13 protein-coding genes and 1 riboswitch are annotated in these 14928 nt (G+C 50.8%); all 13 genes read left to right on the top strand.

Translation table 11 applies throughout. The annotated features are described in order from the left end of the window. Nucleotides 1-250: 250 nt before the first annotated feature. The 13 genes from NST23_RS25780 to flgL all read left to right on the top strand — a co-directional run bounded on the left by NST23_RS25780 (nucleotide 251) and on the right by flgL (nucleotide 14922). The gene (locus NST23_RS25780; protein WP_309538606.1) at nucleotides 251-2821 is read left to right on the top strand and encodes a S8 family peptidase; all 2571 of its coding nucleotides are present in this window, start codon (nucleotides 251-253) and stop codon (nucleotides 2819-2821) included. A 178-nt stretch (nucleotides 2822-2999) separates the two neighbouring features. Beyond that, a riboswitch (SAM riboswitch) is annotated at nucleotides 3000-3100 on the top strand. Nucleotides 3101-3232: 132 nt separating this feature from the next. Further along, nucleotides 3233-4444, top strand: coding sequence for a methionine adenosyltransferase (gene metK / locus NST23_RS25775; protein ID WP_122962634.1), 1212 nt, complete (start codon nucleotides 3233-3235; stop codon nucleotides 4442-4444). A gap of 143 nt (nucleotides 4445-4587) precedes the next feature. Next, a complete protein-coding gene (locus NST23_RS25770; protein WP_242773983.1) occupies nucleotides 4588-5604 on the top strand; it encodes a polysaccharide deacetylase family protein in 1017 nt (338 codons plus the stop codon). Then, a complete protein-coding gene (locus NST23_RS25765) occupies nucleotides 5601-6743 on the top strand; it encodes a sensor histidine kinase (protein WP_122962636.1) in 1143 nt (380 codons plus the stop codon). The genes NST23_RS25770 and NST23_RS25765 overlap by 4 nt, the downstream gene beginning before the upstream one ends. Before the next feature lie 35 nt (nucleotides 6744-6778). Next, nucleotides 6779-7486, top strand: coding sequence for a response regulator (locus NST23_RS25760; protein WP_063230720.1), 708 nt, complete (start codon nucleotides 6779-6781; stop codon nucleotides 7484-7486). 67 nt (nucleotides 7487-7553) lie between these two features. After that, entirely contained in the window at nucleotides 7554-7931 is a 378-nt protein-coding gene (locus NST23_RS25755) for a glycosyltransferase family 2 protein (RefSeq protein WP_340964896.1), read from the top strand. A gap of 230 nt (nucleotides 7932-8161) precedes the next feature. Beyond that, the gene (locus NST23_RS25750; protein WP_340964895.1) at nucleotides 8162-10195 is read left to right on the top strand and encodes a helicase-related protein; all 2034 of its coding nucleotides are present in this window, start codon (nucleotides 8162-8164) and stop codon (nucleotides 10193-10195) included. Beyond that, a complete protein-coding gene (locus NST23_RS25745; protein ID WP_340964893.1) occupies nucleotides 10192-11049 on the top strand; it encodes a ComF family protein in 858 nt (285 codons plus the stop codon). Before NST23_RS25750 ends, NST23_RS25745 begins: the two co-directional genes overlap by 4 nt. 85 nt (nucleotides 11050-11134) lie before the next feature. Beyond that, entirely contained in the window at nucleotides 11135-11566 is a 432-nt protein-coding gene (locus NST23_RS25740) for a TIGR03826 family flagellar region protein (protein ID WP_122962640.1), read from the top strand. 132 nt (nucleotides 11567-11698) lie between these two features. Further along, nucleotides 11699-11974 carry a flagellar biosynthesis anti-sigma factor FlgM gene (flgM, locus tag NST23_RS25735; RefSeq protein ID WP_063230724.1) on the top strand — a complete coding sequence of 92 codons (276 nt, stop codon included), beginning with the start codon at nucleotides 11699-11701 and terminating at the stop codon, nucleotides 11972-11974. A 36-nt stretch (nucleotides 11975-12010) separates the two neighbouring features. Beyond that, complete coding sequence (locus NST23_RS25730; RefSeq protein ID WP_063230725.1) at nucleotides 12011-12502, top strand: flagellar protein FlgN; 492 nt, start codon at nucleotides 12011-12013, stop codon at nucleotides 12500-12502. 12 nt (nucleotides 12503-12514) lie between these two features. Further along, the gene (gene flgK / locus NST23_RS25725) at nucleotides 12515-14002 is read left to right on the top strand and encodes a flagellar hook-associated protein FlgK (protein WP_280648634.1); all 1488 of its coding nucleotides are present in this window, start codon (nucleotides 12515-12517) and stop codon (nucleotides 14000-14002) included. A 17-nt stretch (nucleotides 14003-14019) separates the two neighbouring features. Then, on the top strand, nucleotides 14020-14922 hold the full coding sequence (gene flgL / locus NST23_RS25720; RefSeq protein WP_173596397.1) for a flagellar hook-associated protein FlgL: 903 nt from the start codon (nucleotides 14020-14022) through the stop codon (nucleotides 14920-14922). The last annotated feature ends 6 nt before the right edge of the window (nucleotides 14923-14928 follow it).

Below are 14928 nucleotides of genomic sequence, written 5' to 3'. Positions count from 1 at the left end.
TTTCTACTGCCAAAACGTTCCAAATATTGGGGAATTAGGGTTGCAATTCGCCCTTTTTATCCGCTATGCTAGGACGAGGAATATCATACTCGAATACCTTTTTGAACGTATTGGGATTGATTGCAAAAGTTTGCGGGTATTCATACGTTAAGAAAACCTTCCGCTAAAGCGCGGCCTTATGACGGAAACGGCTTCGACAGAGGTTTTCTTGCTGCATGATTTGCAGGGAGAGAGGGAAGGACTGTTTTTTATGAAAAAATCAATTCAAGTGACCGTCGCACTGGCGCTGCTGCTCACCGTCGCTCCTTTGGAAGCCAGGCAGGCACTCGCTGCTGCTCCTGCCTCCAATGACAGCTACCTGAGCAACCAGACGCACCTGAGTCAAATCAAAGCGGACAAGGCATGGTCAGTGGTGAACAGCAATCAGGCGATCACGATTGCTGTACTCGATACAGGGGCCGATTACAATCACCCTGATTTGAAGGGGAATTTGCTCCCTGGTGTTAACCTGGTCAATCCGGGGAAAAGTGCGCAGGATGACAATGGGCATGGAACAGAAGTCATCGGGGTCCTCGGGGCAAAAGGGAACAACGGGATCGGCGTAGCCGGGGTGGTCTGGAACGCCAAAATTTTGCCCGTCAAAGTCTTGAACAAAAACGCATCTACTACGGATGTTGACATGATCGCCAAAGGAATCAACGCCGCCCTCGATCGGGGGGCAAAGGTCATTTTGATGTCTTTTAGCAGCATGGCTTACTCCCGGGCTATGAAAAATGCGGTCGACCGCGCGGAACGAAACGGAGCGGTTCTGGTGGCGGCGAGCGGAAATGAGGCAAGCCGTGTCGCGTATCCGGCAGCGTACCCGACCGTAATTGCGGTGGGGGCGATAAACGGAAGAAACCAGGTCCTTTACCAGTCGAATACAGGGCCGGAGATGAATCTGGTGGCACCGGGGCTTAATGTGTATACAACCAAGCTCGGCGGCAAATACGGTTCAGTTTCCGGAACATCTGTAGCAGCGCCTCAGGTAGCAGGCGCGGCTGCTCTCATTCTGGCTCGTCATCCCAAGCTTTCTGCTCTCGACGTCAGGCAGATGCTTTATCAGACGGCGACAGATATTGGCGAAGGCGGCTGGGATCGGCAAGCGGGCTACGGTCTTCTGGACGTAAACAAGGCAGTGCGCAGTGCGCTGTCCAGCGACTTTTTGGAGCCGAACAACGTTTTGGAGAGAGCCAAGGCGTTTCCGATCGAAGCGCAAGTCCGTGGCAATCTGGGGCCAAACGATACGGTTGACTGGTTCAAGATGGACGTTCCTTACGATGGAAAAGTAAGTCTCACCGCATCCGTAAACTCAGGCGTATCTTCAGCCATGTCAGCGACTTTTTATCCGGCAAATCGTCAGCCGGTCACTTACTATATCGGGAACGGGGATACGATAACGGTTCCTGCAAAAGCTGGGCGAATGAATATCAAGCTGGTGAGAAACGGTGGAGTTAATGCGTTTACTTATGTGCTGACGAGCAAATTCACCATCAACCCGGATCGGAATGAACCGAACAATACGATGGCTACGGCAAGGCCGCTGGTGGGCAACCAGATCAGCGTGACGGGCAATTTCCATGAGGAAGGGGATCAGGATTGGTTCTCCTACTATGTCCGCGAGTACGGGCATATGGACGTGACGGTCACACCTGATAACAAGCGAGTGGACTTGGTACTTGCCATCGGAAAGCAAGAGCCGGGAAAAAATACGGTCTGGGACCCGGTATACGATAACAGCGACAGGGATAATCCTTCCGAACGTGCAAGCAAGGACGTCTCGCCAGGAAAATACTACATTCGCGTCAGCGAGTATCAGCAAAATGCAATGAACGGCGAATATCGCCTCGATCTCGCCTTTACCCCGTTGAAAAAAGATGGGAACGAGCCGAATAATACGTATAGCAAAGCTGCTCCGCTTGCCAGTGGAGGAGTCATGTCAGGAACCATTCCGGCGTCGACAGATTCAGACTGGTTTCAATTTACATTGGATGCGGAATCGTACGTCACAGTTCGCGCTCCGTTCATCCCGGTAGCAAGCGGGTTTCACATCGCCCTTTACAATGAGAAAAACATGAACGTGGCGCTTGCTTCGACAACCGAAGTGGCAGAGCGGTCAGACCAAGGCAGTGAAATTTTCGGCATACGCCTGCCTAAAGGGAAGTATTTCGTGCGCATGAGCAGCATCGTGCCTTTCAAGTACGATTCCTACAAATTGACGCTCAGCCCGCAGCCGCTCATTTCCGGCTATCGGGATATTTCTAACCACTGGGCGCGTCCGCAAATCGCCAAGCTCAGCGACAAAGGCATCATCAAAGGCTTCGACGACGCAACATTCAAGCCGGATCAGGCAGTGACCCGCGCCCAATTTGCGACCATGCTCGTTTCGACGATGCGTGTCACCGGCTCGAAAGTAGCCAGTATGTACACGGGCAAGGACGTCTTTTCCGATTTGCCAAAAAAGCACTGGGCGTACAACACCCTTGGGGTAGCTTATCAGCTCGGAGTCTTGAAGGGGTATCCAAACAGTCAACTCAAGCCTGATCAGGCGGTAACGCGGGCCGAGATGGCCACCATGATCGCCAGGGCGAAAGGGGTAGCTGTGAATAGCCGCAGCGTGTCCTCTTATCGCGATGTTCCGGTCAACTATTGGGCATCGCCGGCGATCGAGGCTTTGACGCAAAAAAAGTGGCTGAACGGATATGGCAAGACCTTCAAGCCTCAGGGAACCGCTACGCGGGCCGAGGTTGTTGTATTGATCGCCAAATCGTACCAAGTATAAAGAGGCTTGACCAGCTTGTGCAAAAGGCGCTGTCCATGCGCTACAGTCATCATCGCTCGCTTCCCGCAGGCGATTTCATCAACGTTTTGTACAGGCTGGCCTGCTTCGAACCGGAGTTGTGGGAAAAGTCTATTGACACCACCCCGAAAAACAATTATTCTATAATCCGTAATGGATACTCTTATCCAGAGCAGGCGGAGGGACTGGCCCTATGAAGCCCGGCAACCGACTAGAGCGGTGCTAACCAGCAGGACGGAAATCTGTTCTGGCCGATAAGAGGATGAAGGAAGCTAAAAGCGCTCAAACCTTTTCCTCCGAAAGATGGAAAAGGTTTTTTATTTGCGTTTACGTCGATAAAATCCTGACTCGGCTACCAAACTATTTGTATGAGGTCAAAGGAGGTATTTTCTCATGGCTTTGCAAAAAGGTCGTCGTCTGTTCACATCTGAGTCTGTAACCGAAGGACATCCGGATAAAATTTGTGACCAAATTTCCGACTCCATCCTGGACGCCATCCTGTCCAAAGATCCAAACGCTCGCGTAGCGTGCGAAACTTCTGTAACGACAGGTCTGGTTCTCGTAGCGGGTGAGATCACAACCAACACTTATGTAGACATTCAAAAGCTGGTTCGCGAAACCATTCGTGAAATCGGCTATGATCGCGCTAAGTTCGGCTTTGACGCTGACACTTGCGGTGTTATCACAGCAATCGGCGAGCAATCCGCTGACATTGCACTGGGTGTAGACCAAGCACTGGAAGCGCGCGAAGGCAAAATGACTGACGCTGAGATCGAAGCGATTGGTGCAGGCGACCAAGGTCTGATGTTCGGCTTTGCTTGCAACGAAACACCTGAGTTGATGCCATTGCCGATCAGCATGTCCCACCAACTGGCTCGTCGTTTGACCGAAGTTCGCAAAAACGGCACACTCGCTTACCTGCGTCCTGACGGTAAAACACAAGTAACGGTTGAGTACGATGGAGACAAGCCTGTTCGCATCGACACGATCGTTATCTCTACTCAACACGCTCCTGAAACAACTTTGGAGCAAATCAAACAAGACCTGGTTGAGCATGTAATCAAACCAGTAGTTCCAGCTGAACTTCTGGATGCTGAAACCAAATACTTCATCAACCCAACTGGCCGTTTCGTTATCGGCGGACCACAAGGGGATGCTGGCTTGACTGGCCGCAAAATCATCGTAGACACTTACGGCGGATACGCTCGTCACGGCGGCGGCGCGTTCTCCGGTAAAGATCCGACAAAAGTAGACCGCTCCGGTGCTTATGCTGCTCGCTATGTTGCGAAAAACATCGTGGCAGCTGGCTTGGCTGACAAGTGCGAAGTACAAGTAGCGTATGCGATTGGTGTAGCACAACCAGTATCCATCGCAGTTGATACTTTTGGTACAGGAACTGTTTCCGAAGAAGATCTCGTGAAACTCGTTCGCAAACATTTCGACCTGCGTCCAGCTGGTATCATCAAACAGCTCGACCTGCGTCGTCCTATCTACAAACAAACAGCGGCTTACGGCCACTTCGGACGCAATGACCTGAATGTTCCTTGGGAGCAAACAGACAAAGCAGAAGTTCTGAAGCAAGAGGCTGCTCAACTGGCAAAATAAGCACGGCAAAGAAAGAGCCTGGTAAAAGCTACTGGGCTCTTTTTGTTATGGGAAGAAATTTCCAATTATTGGTGAATCCTGATCAAAGGGAAAATGTAGGACTGTGTCGAATCTCCTAGTGAGGAAGTGAAGGAGGGGTTTCTTTGCCGAACAAAAGGCTCTTCCTGACAGTGTTTATCAGTTGTTTACTGTTGGTTGTGACGATATTGGGGCTTGGTGATTTGTACCAGTCAAAAAAGAATGCGCAAAAAGTGCAACCTTTTCCCCAAGTCGATACGTCTATAAGCATAAGCGAGACGGAAAACGCTGAGCCAAACGTCACGCGAAACGAAAAAGCAACGGTAAAGCCGCAAAAGTGGTATAACAATCAAGTCGTCGTCCTGACGTATCATCATGTGACAGATGCTGCAGGCCAACGTTACGTGATTGCGCCCGAACAATTCGCAGAACATATGGCATTTTTGCACGAAAATGACCTGCATCCCATTACGCTGGATGAGTTTTTGCGCTTTGTCGATACCGGGAGCTTGCCGACAGAAAATGCTGTCCTGATTACGTTTGATGATGGCTACGAAAGTTATTATACGAAGGCTTTTCCGATATTGCGTACATACGGCTACCCGTCAGTGAACTTCGTGATTGCAGGACGCTTGCGAGATGTAGCCGAACGAAAACGGGAGAACATGACGACGCCACTCACGCGTCAACAAGTCATGGAAATGCTTCACTCTGGCTTGGCTGATATTGGTTCCCATACCTACAGCCTGCATGAAGAGGAAGCGCGGAATGAATGGGGAGAGATGGGACCAGAGACTGCTCCCGTCTACTTGCAGGATGTAAAGCGATTAGAAAATGAAAAGGAATACAGGGATCGGCTCTATGTTGATTTCAGTATGTCTCGCGCAGGTTTGCACGGTTGGATGAGCAAGGATATTAAGGCGATTTCACTGCCTTTTGGCTACACGAATCCGATCGTTTTGGAAACAGCCCGACAAGCAGGGTATGAGTATGTGTTTACTTCTACGCCCGGTTTCGCCAAACGAGAGGTAGATCCTTTTGCCATCCCACGCAATGATGTGGGTCTGCGAGACGTAGATGAGGTCAAACTCCAACAGCTGTTCACGAAAGCGAAAAAAGAGTTCGAAGGAGAGCAATCATGAACAAAGCGATCGACATCAGCGTGCTGGATGGGGTGATCAAGAGAACCATTGAAACAGTAGAAACAAGTAAAACGCAAATTTTTGATATAGCCGAAGATGCAAGACAACAAGGCAACTCGCTAAAGTTTGATTTGCATGAGCTGAGGCAAGAAATTTCCAAAGTAATCCAAAAGGTCGATGCGTTGGAATTGGCCTATCGAAAGTCGCGCAACAGGCTTGTGCAGGTCAGCCGCAACTTTCACATGTACACGGAGGATGACATCCGTATCGCCTATGAAGAGGCGAGCCGCATCCAGGTGGAGCTTTCCATCTATCGCGAGCGGGAAAACAACTTGAAGCGCCGGCGCAATGATCTGGAGCGGCAATTGCGTACATTGGAGGAAACGATTGTACGCGCCGAGAAGCTTGTATCCCAGATGGGTGTGGTGCTTGGCTACCTGACTGGCGACCTGAGCAAGATCGGGGAAGCGCTGGAATCGGCCAAGCAGCATCAACTGATGGGGTTGAAGATCATTCAGGCGCAGGAAGAAGAGCGCAAACGTGTCGCGCGCGAGATTCACGACGGTCCGGCTCAATCGATGGCAAACGTCGTCTTGCGCTCCGAAATCGTCGAGCGCATGTTGAAAAACGAACGTATTCTGGAAGCGCAAATGGAGCTTCACGAGCTGAAAGAAATGGTTCGGTTAAGTTTGGCTGATGTAAGACGGATCATTTTTGACCTTCGTCCGATGGCTTTGGACGACCTCGGCTTGGTTCCCACTTTGCAAAAATACATTCAGACGTGCGAAGAACGTATCCGGGCTTCGATTGATCTGGTAGTATTTGGTGTGGAGCCACCGCTGCGCAGTTCCGTCAAGGCTGCAATCTTCCGGCTTGTTCAGGAGTGCCTGAACAACGTGGAGAAGCATGCAGGAGCTTCTTCGGTACAAGTGAAGCTTGAGTTTCTTCAGGAGTCGCTGAGTCTCGTCGTCAAAGACGATGGCGTTGGATTCGATCTGGAGAAGCGCATGGCAAACGGAAATTCCTTTGGACTGTTGGGAATGCGCGAGCGTGTGCAGCTGCTGGAAGGCAATGTGGACCTGCAATCAGCTCCGGGTGAGGGAACAAAGGTTATTTTCCAAATACCGTTAAAAATATGAACCGATACAGAATTATGTACACAGGGGGATGAAACATGGATAAAAGACAGCAAGAGCTCCGCATCGTGATTGTGGACGACCACCAATTGTTCCGTGAAGGAGTCAAGCGCATTTTGGAAATGGAAGATGACTTCAAGGTCGTCGGAGAAGGAGCGGACGGCGGAGAGGCTGCTTTGCTCGCCGAAGAGCACAAGCCGGATGTTTTGTTGATGGATATCAATATGCCAAACATCAATGGCGTCTCTGCTGCGGAAAATGTAATTTCTGTGAGTCCCTCTACGCGAGTGATCATGCTTTCTATTCACGATGATGAAGGATACGTTTACCGCACGTTGCGTTCCGGTGCATCGGGCTATTTGCTCAAAGAAATGGGCACCAGCGATCTGGTGGATGCCGTGCGCGTCGTAGCAAGCGGCGGCGCTTACATCCATCCGAAGGTAACGGGCAAGCTGATCGAGGAGTTCCGTCGTCTCAGCGAGCATGAAGGCAGCACAGAGCGAAGCTTCTCCGTGGATGATTCGCAAACGATCGATCCAAAAGTGATCGAGTCCCTGACTCGCCGCGAGCGGGAAGTGCTTCAACTGATGGCTGAAGGAAAGAGCAACAGGGCGATCGGAGAATTTTTGTTCATCAGTGAGAAAACTGTGAAAAATCACGTCAGCAGCATTTTGCAAAAGCTGAACGTTCAAGACCGCACGCAAGCGGTTGTCATCTCGATCAAAAACGGATGGGTAAAACTGTAGAATCCGTATGAGCGTCCAGTTGGCACCCTGTTCAAGCTGTTCGGCATACCTTTGTATAGGAGGGGGTATGACCGTGATGGAAGAACTGGTTGTATGGCTACTGGCGGCATTTGGCTTCTCCTCATTGCTGGTGATGATCGCTGATCGATGGGCCAGTCGAATGGACGGCGTGACAGAGCTTTCGCACGAGCATTACCGCTTGTTGGTGCACAATTCGGAGCAGGTGCTGGAGCGGGCGGTCAGAAGTTTGCTGTTTCGCTCCGAATGGAGTGGCAAGCCTGTCCGGATTACTTTGATAGATGAAGGATCTACCGATGATACATCCCGGATGCTATCGATTTTGACTCGCGAGCCGTACTGCTGTGGGGTGCCTGTAGCTGACAGCCAAGCCGAGCTGGTGGGAGCTATTGTAGTTGATCTGCGGAACAAGCAAGAAGGAGCCTGATGTTTTTGTTTTCAGGCATATGGATGAATGAAAAGGACTGTCGAGGACATCGGCAGTCTTTTTTGTGTTTGTGTGAAAAATGTCTCGGTCCTTTTCCTGACAGTCGATGGGGCTGCTTGCGGTCAGCGAGACGGTGATGCTGCGTTTTGCTCGTGAAAAAGATTTGCTGACCCGTCTTGTCTTTTTGCAAACTGATGGTAAGAGGACAGGTGGGGAGCGGGGGAAGGCACATGCGCGAGTTTTTGCTGTACATCAAATCGGGCACAGAAGCAGTGTCGTCGGTTCAGACGTACGTGACACCGAGCTTTGCTGTCGACCAATCTTTTTGGCAGGAGCGAGAGAGCTGCATTCTGCACGTCATCGGCAAGACGTCATCGCTCGCTTTGGCCTTTTCCTTACGGGAGCAAATAAACGAATACATACGCAAGCGACTGCCAGAGCGGCAAAAGCTGACGGATGGAGTGGTCGCTGAGCTGCGGCATTTGGCTGTGGGGAAGGTTCGGGAGGCGAGTGGGCTGTATGGGCGGGAAGTGACCGACAGGGAGCGGGATGACAATCAAGTTTTCTGGTCCAGTGCGTTCGCTTGCATGAGGCAGCCGCCAAAAGACTGGTTTGCATGGAAGGTTGTAGAGTTCAGATGCGAAGTGCATGCTTGTCAAAAGGATGCTGAATCAGCAGGAGGGTACAAGATTTTCTCGCGCCATTCATTGCTTCGAAGAACTTCGCTCACAGCGGATGGAGCGAGCGCAAGCGTTCTCGGCAAACTGCTGGATGGACGAGCGCTTCTCTGGGAAGAGATCGAGACGCTTTTGTGCAAGCGAGGGGTAGAAGTTGGCGATTTGGCAGCTGTGCTGCATGAAGGAGTCTTGGCTGGCAAAGTGCAGTGGCTTCCAGGAGTGCGCATGGGAGTCGTCAGCAATTGGCGACGCAAGCGACTGGTGCTTTTCTGTGAGCGATGCGGCAGCGAGGGCAGAGCGTTGCAGCTGATATATTGCCATTCGTGTGAGCAAGGCTGCGCCTACTGCACGATATGCCTGGGAATGGGCAGGAGCAAGTGCTGCACGCCGTATATGTTGATTGCGTCAAGTGCCTCAGCCGACATTGGGAGAGAAAAAGGAATGGGGCAGCCGGCCAGGCTGGAGTGGACAGGGCGCTACTCGCAAGATCAGGCGAGAGCTGCCGAACGCGCTCGGCGGTTCGTAGCGGGCTCACATCCGGGGCGGTCGGAGTTTTTGATTTGGGCAGTGTGCGGGGCTGGGAAAACCGAGCTGCTCTTTCCTTCTGTCGCTGAGGCACTTTCGTCGGGAGGGCGTGTATTGATCGCTACTCCGCGAAAAGACGTAGTGCTGGAGCTGGCTCCGCGTATTCGGCGAGTGTTTCCCGAAGCGCGTGTAATTGCTGTCCATGGCGCCAGTGCCGAGAAATGGGAAGAGAGCGATATCACGATTGCAACGACCCACCAAGTCATGCGTTATCATCGCCGCTTCCTGCTGGTTGTACTTGACGAGGCCGATGCTTTTCCTTATCACAACAATCCTGTGCTTTATCGGGCGCTGGCGAGAGCTGTACACGAGACGGGCAAGCTGCTCTATTTGAGCGCGACTCCCCCGCTCTATTTGCAAAAACGGCTCGTTTCAAACGCTCGTTCAAAATCAGCAAGTTCCGCGGCATTGCCGCTTGCTTCAGCCACTCATGTGCTTTTACCCGGTCGCTACCACGGCAAGCCATTGCCTGTGCCTGAGATTCTCACGATCAAAGGCTTGCACAAGCGCGTTCGGACGAAGCGAGCGGTGCCGCAGATGACGAATGCAGTCAAGCGTTCACTGGATGCCGAGCGGCAAGTTTTCGTCTTCGTTCCCCGCATTGACGACGTGGACGTGGTGCTTGCCTATTTGCAAAAGGCGATGCCGGATCGGTCGGAACAGATGGCGGGCGTCCACGCCTCCGACCCGTTGCGCGAGGAAAAGGTGCTCGCTTTTCGCAACAGACGCTATACGCTCATGGTGACAACCACGATTCTGGAACGCGGGGTCACCATTCCGAAGAGCGATGTGCTTGTCGTAGGAGCGGAGGCGCCCGTCTTCGATGAAGCCTCTTTGGTGCAAATTGCGGGGCGCGTGGGCAGATCGTTCGATGACACGGCAGGCTCTGTGCTTTTTTTGCAGGCTGAGCGCGCTGCGACCACGAAGCTGGCAGTCAGGCAAATCAGCCGAATGAACCAATTGGCGAAAAAGCTTGCGGAAGCTGGGGTGGATAATGCGTGACAATCCAGTCATGTGTGGCTTGTGGCGGACATTTGAATGCCCTGCAAAGAGAAGGGATTGTCCGCAAGCGTGCACGATCTCTTTCCAGTTCAGCCGCCACTTACCCGGTCGTATATCGTTTGCTGCAAAAGCTCCAGGTGTGTGCAGGCTGCTTGGAAGCCCTGCCGTTCATCGGAGAGCAGATTTGTCATCAGTGTGGGCGAGACATGTGCAGCGAGGTCATTTGTCGCGATGGATTGTGCCGCGATTGCGTAGATCGAGCGAGCGTGCCGTTGTCTAACAACCGCAGCCTGCTCCAATATGACGAGAAAGGAAAAAGTCTGGTCAGCCTGTTCAAATACCGTGGGGATGAGCGATTGGCTAGTTTTTTCAGTGCGCTTTTAACCATCGCGATTTACCGCTACCATACGCCTTCGCGTTTTACTTGCATCACGACTGTTCCCCTTCATCCAACAAGGCTTCGGGAAAGAGGCTTCAATCAGGTGGAACTGCTTGCCAAAGCTTTGGGACACGCCATAGGAGTTCCGGTCAAAACGTTGCTGGAGCGAACGAAAGCGACAGAGAAGCTGAGCAAGCAAGGCGGGCGTGTGTATCGCGAGGAGAGCATGAGAGATGCTTTTGCGTGGGCGCAAGGGGCTGTGCTTGCAGACCTATCCTCTGCTTGCTCTGGCGGGGTCGCGCGAGTCAAGGTCAAGGGCGGGGCGAATAGTCCTGTAATGTCCGGCACTCCTCTGCGGGTTCTTCTGATCGACGATATATATACGACAGGCTCGACTCTTCGTTCTTGTGCCAGCACTTTGCGAGCACACTTGGGAACAGTTTGTGAAATTTATTCCTTGACAATATACAGATAGCCAGTTTGGTAAAATTACGTTATCATGGAAGCAATCAGCAGTTGCGAACCAAATGAACTTTCTGGATGTTGAAGGGGTTGTTTCTATGTCTCTGGGCAAACTGGCAAACTGCTCGCGGTGTGATGCTTTATTTGTACAAACAGTCCGTGACATTTGCCCCAAATGCTATCAACAAGTGGAGCAGGAATATGAAAAATGCGCCCGGTTTCTGCGCAAGCGCGAGAATCGCGGAGCTAATATTCATCAGGTGAGCGAAGCTACTGGTGTGAGCGTGAAGCAAATTACGAAGTTTATCAAGGAAGGGCGCATTTCTGTAGAAGGCAACCCGGAACTTGGTTACCCATGCGAAATTTGTGGAATTTTGATCCGTACCGGAAACATGTGCGACTCGTGCATGAAAGACTTGAAACACGAGATTTCGCAGCAGCTTGAAGTGGATCGGCGCCTTGCAGAAGATGCTCGCGCACGTCAGGCGGAAGCAGCCGCTTATCGAAGAAGGAAGAATACTGACGAATAGTTTTGCGCAAAAAAACTAATCGTCAATCAGGAAATTGCCGATGATACTACTAAGAGGTATCATCGGTTTTTCTTTTGATAAAGGGACGTGTTCCCATGAAAATGTCCGGTGGATTGAGAGGATGGTAATCAGATGCGGATTAATGAACCGAACCGTGTCGGGATGATCAACGCCTACAACAAGACGAGCAACAACCAGGTAGGCAAAAGTGGGAAAATCCCGATGGGCAAGGATGAAGTAAACATTTCTACGGAAGCGTTGGAAATGCAGCGCCAGGTGGAAGACACGAACGCGCCACAGCGTCGTGAAAAGGTGGAGCAATTGAAGAAGCAAGTGGAGGAAGGCACGTATCGTGTCTCCAGCGAGCGAATTGCAGAGAAGCTCCTGTCCTTTTGGAAAAAGCTATAAACCAGTTCTCTAGGGAAGACGAGGAGAAGCGCGAACATGGATAGACTCTACGATCTGCTCGACAACTTGATCCGGTTGCACAAAGCCTTGTACACTTTGGCCGCACACAAAAAAGACGTGCTGGTAAAAGGAGATGTCGATGAGCTGGTGGCGATTACCCGCCAGGAACAAAAGCTGATCAAGGGCGTCACTGCTGCTGAAGCAGCCCGCCAAACCTTGGTGCAAGAACTGACCGAAAAGAAAGGCTTTGCGCTTCAGGAAGGCACACTGGCTGAATTGATCAAGTTGACGACCAGTGCGGAAGAGAAGACGCGGCTTGCATCCTATCGAGACGAGCTTGTCCGGATTGTCGCCGAACTGCGTGAGGCAAACGAGCTGAATCAGCAGTTGCTGGAGCAATCCCTTTCTTTTGTAAACATGACACTCGACCTGATCACGGACACGCCGGAGGACGACTTCATTTACGGCAATCCGAGCACGGACACCTACCGTCAGGCGAGCCGAACTTTTTTCAATAAAAAAGCGTAAAGAGGTGCTGACATGCGCTCGACTTTTCACGGAATTGAAGTAAGCAAACGCGGCCTGTTCGCACAGCAGTCTGCGCTGAATACGACGGGGCATAACATTGCGAATGCGAATACGGAAGGATACAGCCGTCAGCGGGTCAACATGCAGGCTACTACCGGGTTGCCTTATGTTGGGATGCAGGCAACCATCGAGCCAGGATTGCTTGGTACGGGTGTGCAAGCTGACAGTATTCAGCGGTTGCGAGAAGAGTTTCTGGATATTCAATATCGAAATGAGCACAAGCGTCAAGGATATTGGGATGGTCGCTTGGAAACACTTGAAAAGCTGGAAGGGATAATGAACGAACCTTCTGATACAGGGCTGCAAAAAGTCATGGACCAGATGTGGCAAGCCTGGCAGGACTTGGCTAAAGACCCGACAGATACATCGGCACGTGCTGTTGTTCGCGAACGCAGCAAGGCGGTTGCGGATACATTTAACACATTGACGAACCATATCAAAGAAGTGCAACTTGATCTGGACAATGTAGTGAATGTGAAGGCGATGGAAATCAACTCTTTGGGACAGCAAATAGCCAGCTTGAACAATCAGATTTCCAATATCGTGCCACATGGCTACCAGCCAAACGATTTGTATGATCAACGTGATGTTCTCTTGGATAAGCTCTCCAAGCTGGTAGATATCCGAGTGACGCAAACCACTGCAGGTATGGTGAACGTAACGATTGAAGGACGCGAATTTGTTAACGGCATTGCTGCCCAACCAGTAGTTGCTCAGCGAAATGTCGCCACGGGTTTGAGTGATCTCACGCTGGGTGGAGCGGCTTTCGTTCCGACATCTGGTTATATGGCAGGCACTCTCCAATCGCGTGATCAGATTGTGCCAAATATGCTAAAACGTCTGGATGTCTTGGCTGTGAATTTGGCTAAGGAAATCAATGATATACATCGCGCAGGACGGAGCTTGAACGATATTAATAATGGCACCGCACAGGATCTGCCATTCTTTGTAGATGCAACTGCTTTGGCTGCAGATGCTACAACGAAAAATTATCCAACAAGTGCCTCTAGTCTTGTCGTTAATCCCGAGATTATGAGAAGCCTGGATGCTATCGCTGCGGCAAAACCGGAAGCAGTCCATACACCGGTTGGAAACAACGAAAACGCGTTGGCGATTGCCTCCATCAAATTTAAAGTGTTGGCTGCCGGAACGGGCTCGAACGATCTGGCGGAAAGCTCAACTTTGGATAACTACTATCGTTATACGATCAGCCAATTGGGTGTGGACGCACAAGAAGCTACCCGCAATCAGTTGAACTCGGAAATGCTGGTCGGAACTGTAGACAGCCAGCGGCAATCCGTATCAGGCGTATCGATCGATGACGAAATGGCAGAAATGGTGAAATTTCAGCACGCTTACAGCGCATCTGCCCGCGTCATGACAAGCATGGACGAAATCTTGGACAAAGTCATCAATGGCATGGGCCGAGTTGGCCTCTAGTTAGGAGGAAATAGATCATGGCGGTACGTGTAACGCAGAACATGCTGAACAGCAATATGCTGCGGAATCTGCATAATTCCATGCGCAGCATGGACAAGCTACAGCAACAGCTGTCGTCGGGGAGCAAAATTGCCAAACCATCCGATGACCCGGTAGTGGCAGCACGCGGGATGTTTTATCGTTCCTCATTGATGGAGAATGATCAGTATAAGCGGAACGTGGATGAAGCGAAGTCCTGGATGGATATGACGGATAGTACGATGGATGAAATTGGGAACGTCATGAAGCGTATTAAGGAGCTTCTTGTATACTCCGGGGATGGAGCTATTTCGCCTGACGATTTGAAGACAATGGCGTCTGAAGTTAGCGAACTGAAAATCCACTTAGGAACTTTAGCCAATCAGCAAATTAATGGAAAGTATATTTTTGCTGGTACAGATACAAATAAAGCGCCGTACGATTTTACAGCTAATGGGGGCAAAGGTGATTTTGTCAGTACGAATAGCTCTTCTATCAATTTGGAAGTAAGCCAAAATGTTTTTGTAACATCAAATATTAATGCGCAAAACCTATTCAATTTTCCGGATAATGCAAACAATATGTTTAAGGTATTGGATAATATTATTGGTGAGTTAGAAAATGGTAGAGATGCTACTCAGTTTCTCACAGGGATGGAGCAGCAGTTTGACAAATTATTAGCTGAGCGAGCCGCACTGGGAGCAAGTGTAAACCGTGTTGAACTAATTGCGGACCGTTTAAAGACGCAAGAGGTAAGTATTAATGAGCTAATGTCAAAGAATGAAGATGCTGATGTGGCAAAGGTGATGACAGATCTGAAAACACAGGAGAGTGTTCACTCCGCAGCTCTAGGTTCAGGCGCCAGAATCATTCAGCCAACTTTGCTGGATTTTCTGCGTTAGAAAAAG

The organism is Brevibacillus sp. FSL K6-0770 (assembly GCF_038000275.1).
GTDB lineage: Bacteria > Bacillota > Bacilli > Brevibacillales > Brevibacillaceae > Brevibacillus > Brevibacillus parabrevis.
Note: the sequence above shows the minus strand (reverse complement) of the source record. Positions and strands in the feature narration are given on the sequence as shown.

What these genes read in the sequence shown, in the direction of transcription:
- NST23_RS25780 (WP_309538606.1), top strand. Translation starts at nt 251, where the DNA reads ATGAAAAAATCAATTCAAGTGACCGTCGCACTGGCGCTGCTGCTCACC.
- metK (WP_122962634.1), top strand. Translation starts at nt 3,233, where the DNA reads ATGGCTTTGCAAAAAGGTCGTCGTCTGTTCACATCTGAGTCTGTAACC.
- NST23_RS25765 (WP_122962636.1), top strand. Translation starts at nt 5,601, where the DNA reads ATGAACAAAGCGATCGACATCAGCGTGCTGGATGGGGTGATCAAGAGA.
- NST23_RS25760 (WP_063230720.1), top strand. Translation starts at nt 6,779, where the DNA reads ATGGATAAAAGACAGCAAGAGCTCCGCATCGTGATTGTGGACGACCAC.
- NST23_RS25755 (WP_340964896.1), top strand. Translation starts at nt 7,554, where the DNA reads ATGACCGTGATGGAAGAACTGGTTGTATGGCTACTGGCGGCATTTGGC.
- NST23_RS25750 (WP_340964895.1), top strand. Translation starts at nt 8,162, where the DNA reads ATGCGCGAGTTTTTGCTGTACATCAAATCGGGCACAGAAGCAGTGTCG.
- NST23_RS25740 (WP_122962640.1), top strand. Translation starts at nt 11,135, where the DNA reads ATGTCTCTGGGCAAACTGGCAAACTGCTCGCGGTGTGATGCTTTATTT.
- flgM (WP_063230724.1), top strand. Translation starts at nt 11,699, where the DNA reads ATGCGGATTAATGAACCGAACCGTGTCGGGATGATCAACGCCTACAAC.
- NST23_RS25730 (WP_063230725.1), top strand. Translation starts at nt 12,011, where the DNA reads ATGGATAGACTCTACGATCTGCTCGACAACTTGATCCGGTTGCACAAA.
- flgK (WP_280648634.1), top strand. Translation starts at nt 12,515, where the DNA reads ATGCGCTCGACTTTTCACGGAATTGAAGTAAGCAAACGCGGCCTGTTC.
- flgL (WP_173596397.1), top strand. Translation starts at nt 14,020, where the DNA reads ATGGCGGTACGTGTAACGCAGAACATGCTGAACAGCAATATGCTGCGG.